Origin of the sequence: Variovorax sp. J22P240 (assembly GCF_030316855.1) — a bacterium.
Taxonomy (GTDB): domain Bacteria; phylum Pseudomonadota; class Gammaproteobacteria; order Burkholderiales; family Burkholderiaceae_C; genus Variovorax.
Genome location: NZ_JASZYR010000015.1, coordinates 132,268 through 138,753, shown reverse-complemented (window position 1 = coordinate 138,753; position 6,486 = coordinate 132,268). Strand labels below are relative to the sequence as shown.

8 protein-coding genes are annotated in these 6,486 nt (G+C 66.8%); 4 read left to right on the top strand and 4 right to left on the bottom strand.

What is annotated here, in order from left to right:
* Positions 1–2,595: autotransporter-associated beta strand repeat-containing protein (locus QTI24_RS26130; protein ID WP_286604324.1), on the bottom strand; the 2,595-nt coding region annotated here is incomplete at its 3' end.
* Positions 2,596–2,831: 236 nt separating this feature from the next.
* On the opposite strand from QTI24_RS26130, the gene QTI24_RS26125 reads away from it, so the two are divergent.
* Complete coding sequence (locus tag QTI24_RS26125; protein WP_286604322.1) at positions 2,832–3,020, top strand: hypothetical protein; 189 nt, start codon at positions 2,832–2,834, stop codon at positions 3,018–3,020.
* A gap of 30 nt (positions 3,021–3,050) precedes the next feature.
* Here QTI24_RS26125 and QTI24_RS26120 read toward each other — a convergent pair whose 3' ends face one another.
* Positions 3,051–3,956, bottom strand: a complete 906-nt coding sequence (locus QTI24_RS26120) for a DUF808 domain-containing protein (protein WP_286604321.1) — start codon at positions 3,954–3,956, stop codon at positions 3,051–3,053.
* Positions 3,957–3,971: 15 nt separating this feature from the next.
* Positions 3,972–4,487, bottom strand: a complete 516-nt coding sequence (locus QTI24_RS26115) for a GNAT family N-acetyltransferase (RefSeq protein ID WP_286604320.1) — start codon at positions 4,485–4,487, stop codon at positions 3,972–3,974.
* Positions 4,488–4,593: 106 nt separating this feature from the next.
* Between QTI24_RS26115 and QTI24_RS26110 the strand changes: the two genes are divergently transcribed.
* The 3 genes from QTI24_RS26110 to QTI24_RS26100 are packed head-to-tail and all read left to right on the top strand — an operon-like array spanning position 4,594 to position 5,302.
* Complete coding sequence (locus QTI24_RS26110) at positions 4,594–4,740, top strand: hypothetical protein (protein WP_286604319.1); 147 nt, start codon at positions 4,594–4,596, stop codon at positions 4,738–4,740.
* Between the two features lie 2 nt (positions 4,741–4,742).
* The gene (locus QTI24_RS26105; protein WP_286604318.1) at positions 4,743–5,021 is read left to right on the top strand and encodes a VF530 family protein; all 279 of its coding nucleotides are present in this window, start codon (positions 4,743–4,745) and stop codon (positions 5,019–5,021) included.
* Positions 5,021–5,302: a 2Fe-2S iron-sulfur cluster-binding protein gene (locus QTI24_RS26100; RefSeq protein ID WP_286604317.1), complete on the top strand. Its 282-nt coding sequence runs from the start codon at positions 5,021–5,023 to the stop codon at positions 5,300–5,302. The genes QTI24_RS26105 and QTI24_RS26100 overlap by 1 nt, the downstream gene beginning before the upstream one ends.
* Here QTI24_RS26100 and QTI24_RS26095 read toward each other — a convergent pair.
* Positions 5,291–6,472 carry an MFS transporter gene (locus QTI24_RS26095; protein ID WP_503011316.1) on the bottom strand — a complete coding sequence of 394 codons (1,182 nt, stop codon included), beginning with the start codon at positions 6,470–6,472 and terminating at the stop codon, positions 5,291–5,293. The two genes, QTI24_RS26100 and QTI24_RS26095, sit on opposite strands and share 12 nt — an antisense overlap.
* Positions 6,473–6,486: the final 14 nt, after the last annotated feature.

The following is a 6,486-nucleotide window of genomic DNA, read 5'->3' as shown; positions in this document are numbered from 1 at the left end:
GGCCTGCCGGCCGCCATTGGCGCTGCCCTCGTCACCGACGCGGCGATGCAGGTTGCCCAGCATCGCTAGATCGGCCTGCCGCAGTTGCGCGGGCAGCGCTGCGAAGAGCGGAACTTCGGCGCGGTAGGTCGGCACCGTCACCGTGGCTGGCGATGTTTCGCCAGTCGCGTCCGGCGTCTTGGTCAAAGGAGTCAGTGTGGCTGGTCCGGTCGGGTCGGAAGGCGATTCGGGCTTGACGGCAGGCTCTGGCGGCGGGGGCGTGGCTTCCGAGCGCAGATACCAGTTCTCGCCAGCGCCCTGGGCGTCGGCCGCGTACAGGCGGTATTCGAAAGCCCCGGCATCGACGTGGCCGTTCGCGAGCGCAAAGGCGTCGCGGGTGGTCTGCGCAGTGGTGGTGGCACCGTTGCGCGCGCTCACCACTTCGATGCCGTTGCCCGTGGTCTGCGCGCCCAGCCCGCCGAGGTTGGTGATGCGCACGGTGGTGTTGCCGCTCGCACTCGCACCGGGGCCGTTGAGCACCAGACGGTCGCTCACGCTGGCGTTGCCGCCCAGCACCGTGCCCAGGCTGAGTACGCCGTTGTGGCCGATATAGGCGCCATTCACGGTGAGCGTGCTGCCGGCCGCAGCGCTCAGCAGGCTGACGGTGCCGGCGTTCTGAAGCGACGCCACGGACTGGTTGAAGCCCGCCGTGTCGAGCGTGGCGCCCGCGGCCACGGTGTGCGCCGACAACGCGCTGAGGGCATTGGCGGCACCGGCCTTCAGCGTGCCCGCGGTGACGGTGGTCGCCCCGCTGTAGCTGTTGGCGCCCGACAGAACGGTGGTGCCGCTGCCCACCTGCTGGAACGCGCCGGAGCCACTGATGGCGCCCGGCAGATCAAGCGTGTCCGAGCGGTTCACCGCCAGCGTCGCGTTGTTCACGATGTCGCCCACCACACCGCCGGCACTGCCGCCATTGCCCAGCTGCAGGGTGCCGGCCGTGATGGTCGTGCCGCCGATGTAGCTGTTGTCCGCCGAGAGCACGGTCGTGCCGCTGCCCACTTGCTGCAGCGCACCGCTGCCGCTGATGGCGCCCGCGAGCGTCAGGATGTTCGAGCGGTTCACTACCAGCCTGGCGTTGTTCAGGATGTTGCCCACCACGCCGCCCGTGGTGCCGCCATCGCCCAGCTGCAAGGTGCCCGCGGTGATGGTCGTGCCGCCGGTGTAGGTGTTGTCGGCGGTGAACAGCGTCGTGCCGGTGCCGAACTGGGTCACGCCGCCGGTGCCGCTGATGGGTTTCGCCAAGGCGATGATGTCCTGGCGATGAATGACGAGCGCCGTGTTGTTGACGATGGGCCCATCCACCTTGCCGACCGTGCCGCCGTTGCCCAATTGCAGGACGCCGTCGGTGATCGTGGTAGTGCCGGTGATCGCCTGGTTGGTCGTGAACGTCAGCTTGCCCGAGCCGGTCTTCTCGATGCCGCCCGTACCCGTGAGCAGGCCGGTGTAGATGGCGTCGATCGGTTGTTCGAAGCGCACCACGCCGTGGTCGGCGATCGCCTTCGGCATGAAAGCGGCGTTGGTCTGCAGCGTGCCTGCCGGGTCGACCGTCATGCTGCCGGTGTAGCCGCTGGCGTCCGAGCCCAGGATCAGCGTGCCGCCGGCCACCTGCGTGCTGGTGATGCCCGTACCCGCGAGCGAATTGTTGAAGGTCCAGGTGCCGCTGTCGTTCTTCACCAGCGTCTGGAAGTTCGAGATCGCCTGGCCGAAGACACCCGCGTCCAGGCCTGTGCCGGTGCCGTTCAAGGTCAGCAGGTTGCGGCCACCGCCACCGTTGATCGCACCGGAGATCGACGACCCGCTGTAGATCCTGAGCGTGTCGTCGCCATTGGCGAAATTGAGCGATCCGATCAGCTGGCCCTTGTTGGTGAAGTCCAGCGCCATGGTGCCGGACACCCCCATGATGGGGCCCGTGCCGTTCTTGTATTCGATGATGCCGGTCGCGCCGTTCTCGATCGTGTTCGAGCCTGTGGACGATTCGAACCAGATGGCCGCGCCGCCCGCCTGCGAACGGATTTCCCCGTTGTTCACGATGCGGTTTCCGGTTCCGATCGGGTTGATCGCCTCCGCGTTGCCCGCCACCCCGGTGGACAGCACCTTGGCACCCTTCTCGATCGTCAGCGTGTTCCCGGAGCGGAATTCAATGGTGTTGGCGCCGGTGCCGAAGTTGCCGTTGGTGGTGCCCGGCGCGTTGTTCTCGACCTTGGCGCCGGCGTGGATCACGATGGTCGAGTTGCTGCCGACGCTGATGGCTGGAAGCCCGCCTGAACTGATGATCGCCTTCGGCTGCACGATCACCGAAGTGCCGGCCGGCGTGTTGTCGCCTTGGCCCGCAATGCCCGTTGCCGCACCAGTCGTGTCGCAGGTGATGACATTGGCGCTGGTCGAGCAGGTGGCCGACGCGGTGCCGGCCAGGCCCAACAGCGCCGCCGCTATGGTGGCCTGCGCGGCACCGGAGCGAACCCGGGTGCTTGATTTGCCGGCACTGGCGGCGAGTTCTGACGCGACGGTCCAGCCGTGTTGAGATGAGTTCCAGACGATGCTGAAAACGCGATTCATGTAGTTCTTCCGGAATGAGATTCACGTCATGCGTGAAACGAATACTTACGAATGTAATTCTTCGGTACTCTTTCTCAGTGGAATTGGTTCACGAATTTGGCGCAAATCCACGTCTCTGCATGCGAGTTCGCTACGCTTTCGATAGCACGGGCGCGCCTATCGCCGCGGCAGCAGTAGTAGCAGCGGCAGCCCCGTAAACTCCCCGGATGGCATCCAGACCTTCCAGAGCGCCGCGCATGCTCGAGCGCGGCATCCTATGCATCCTGATCGGCGCGGCCGTGTTGATCGCGCCGAGCTTCCTTCAATCGCCCACCTGGCGCGAAATGGTCGGGGGTGCCTACATCGTGGGATGGTTTGCGCTGGTGCTCGGCATCGCGCTCGTCGGGGTCGACCTGGTTCAGCGCGCCAAGGCCAAAGGGCGCTGAGGCCGCGGCGGCGGGCTGTCGCCGCCAGATTCAGCGCTTGCCGCGAGCCTTCTTCACGACTTCGACGCCGGCCAGCACGATGGCGCCGGCGATGATGCCGACGCCGGCGCTGGCACCCATTGACGCCAGCCCGCCAAAAAACCCGCCGAAACCAGAGGTCCAGGACTCGATTCCATGGCCGACGGCCGGAACGCCGTGCACCAGGATCCCGCCGCCCACGAGGAACATGGCGGCCGTGCCGGCGACGGACAGACCCTTCATGAGCCAGGGCGCCGCCGCCAGGATGCCGCGGCCCAGGGCGCGTGAGCCGGCGCCTTGGCGCTGGCTCAGGTAGAGCCCCGCGTCATCGAGCTTCACGATGCCCGCCACGAGGCCGTAGACGCCGACCGTCATCACCAGCGCGATGCCCACCAGCACGGACAGCTGCGTGACGAAAGGCTGGCCCTGCACCGTGCCCAGCGTGATCGCGATGATTTCGGCGGAGAGGATGAAGTCGGTGCGCACCGCGCCCTTGATCTTCGCCTTCTCGACCGCGACCAAGTCGACCTCCTCGCTCGCCACCGCCCGCTCGTGTGCCGTCGTGCTGGCCGCGTGCTCATCCTTGTGAAGGAACTTGTGCGCCAGCTTTTCGAAGCCTTCGAAGCAAAGGAATGCGCCACCGATCATCAGCAGCGGCGTCACCAGCCAGGGCAGCCAGGTCCCGATCACCAGCGCGGCCGGCACCAGGATCGCCTTATTCACGAACGAGCCCTTGCACACCGCCCAGACGACCGGCAACTCGCGGTTGGCCTTGACCCCCGAAACCTGCTGGGCGTTCAGCGCGAGGTCGTCGCCCAGAACACCCGCGGTCTTCTTAGCGGCGACCTTGGTGAGAACGGAAACATCGTCGAGCACCGTCGCGATGTCGTCGAGCAGCAGCAGGAGGCTGGTGGCCATTGTCTGCGCGCCCGATCAAACGGCTCGCTTGAGGCGGATTTCCTCGATCTTGACGGCTCCGAATGCCGTGGTCTTGGCGGTCTTCATTTCGCGCTTGAAGCCTGCGAGTTCATGGAAACGCATCGCGCGGTCGTTGCGCAGCGGCACCCAGACGGTGACCAGGGTGCAGCCCTCTTCCTCGAGGCCGTCGCGCGCGGCGTCCCACAACGCGACACCGACGCCCTTGCCCCAGTGCTCGGGCTTCACATAGATGGCCCAGATCTCGCCGGTGGTCGACGGCGTCTTGGGATCGCGCGACCGGTCGAAGCCGACGAATCCCACCACTTCGCCATCGATCTCTGCAACCTGGACCTGCGGCTCGCTGAACTCGATCGCTTCGCGCCACTTGGCCTCGCGCGTAGTGGGCGCCAGGGCGCGCAGCTGGTCCTCGGGCAGGATGCCTTCGTAGGCGGCCCGGGCGGCGGCGGCGTGGACTTCGGCGATGGCTTTGGCATCGCGCAGGGTGGCGGGGCGGACTTCGTAATCGGACATGAATGCGGGGGAACGAACGTAAAGGGCCGTATTGTCGCCGCGCAGCCAAAGTCTGGAACGTCGAGGCTAAACTGACCGCCGCATTCGCATCTATCCGGAGATTTACATGGCCAAAGGTCAACAGCGCACAAACAAGGAAGCCAAGAAACCGAAGAAGGACACTTCTCCGCCCAAGCCGCCGGGCGCCGGCATCGAGCCGGTCCGCACGGTGACGACGGCGGTCATTCCGCGCGGCAAGCTCAAGAACAAGTAGCAGTGAACGCTCCTGCGCAGCCTACGCCAGCAGCGAAACAGCCGCGCAACCCGTTGCACGGCCTCACGCTGGAAGCCATCGTGACCGCGCTCCAGACGGAATACGGCTGGCAAGGGCTGGGCGAGCGGATTCCGCTGCGCTGCTTCACCAGCGACCCGAGCGTCGCGTCAAGCCTCAAGTTCCTCCGCAAGACGCCCTGGGCGCGCGAGAAGGTCGAGAGCCTCTACCTCTTCATGCTGCGCGACCAGCGTCGCCAGCAATCGCCGTCGCATCGGCCGTGATGAAGGCGCACGTCGAACCGGGCGGATTCACCTTCGAGATCGAGCCCGACCGCACCCTGCTCCAGTCCGCCGACGCCGGTGGCATCGAACTGCCGAGCTCGTGCCGCAACGGCACCTGCCGGACCTGTCTCTGCAAGCTCGTGGCCGGCAATATCCGCTACCGCATCGAATGGCCGGGCGTGAGCGCCGACGAGAAGGCCGAAGGCTGGATCCTGCCCTGCGTGGCCGAACCGCTCGACGACGTGACGCTCGACGTGCCTTACGCGTTCTCAGTGTTCTAGCTTGACGAGCCGGTCCCGCTGCGCGAGCGAGGGAAACAACCGGAACCAGGCTGCCGCCACCAGCACGGTGCCCACCCCGCCCACCACCACGGACCCCACGGGCCCCAGCAACGCCGCCGTGGCGCCCGACTCGAATTCGCCAAGCTGGTTGCTCGCGCCGATGAAGATCGAATTGACCGCACTCACCCGGCCGCGCATGGCGTCAGGCGTTTCGAGCTGCACCAGCGTCTGCCGGATGACCACGTTGACCATGTCTGCACCGCCCGAGATCGCGAGCGCGATCAACGAGACGATGAAGTTGCGGGAGATGCCGAAGACGATCATGCACACGCCGAACATCGCCACCGCGATCAGCAACGCACGGCCCACGTGGCGCTCGATCGGCCGGCGCGTGAGCATGATCGACATGAAGAGCGCCCCGATCGCCGGCGCACCGCGCAACAGCCCCAGGCCCCACGGCCCCGTATGAAGAATGTCCTTGGCATAGATCGGCAGCAGCGCGACGGCGCCGCCCAGCAGCACCGCGAAGAGATCGAGTGACACGGCGCCGAGGACGGGCTTGCGCTTCCAAATGAAGTCGACGCCGGCCAGCACGGTCTTGAGCGTCACCGGCTCCCGCGCAGACGGCTTGTAGACGTAATGCAGGCGCATCACCAGCGCGGCAGCCGCCACGAAACAGACAAAGGCGGCGCCGTACACCACGCCCATGCCCGCCACGAACAGCAGACCGCCCAACGCCGGGCCACCGATGATGGCGCCCTGCATGCCGGCAGAGCTGAAAGCCATCGCGCGCGGCAGCAGCAACGGCGGCACCAGCAAAGGCGTGAGCGCCTGCTGCGCCGGCATCTGGAACGCGCGGACCGCGCCGAGCACGAGGGACAGGCCCAGCAGCAGCCCGCGCGTATCGTGCGCAACGTGCACCGCGAGCAGCAGCACCAGCGCCACCGCGGCCTGCACCGCGAAGCAGACTGCAACGATGCGTCCCCGGTGGCGCCGATCGACCACATGGCCCGCCAACAGGGCCAGCAGCAACGCCGGGACGAACTGGTAGAGGCCGACCAGCCCCAGGTCCCACGCGCTCTGGGTCAGGTCGTACATGTGCCAGCCGATCGCGACCAGCAGCATCTGGCTCGCGGCGGTGCCGAACAGCCGCGCAACCCACAGTTGCATGAAGGGCCGCTCGC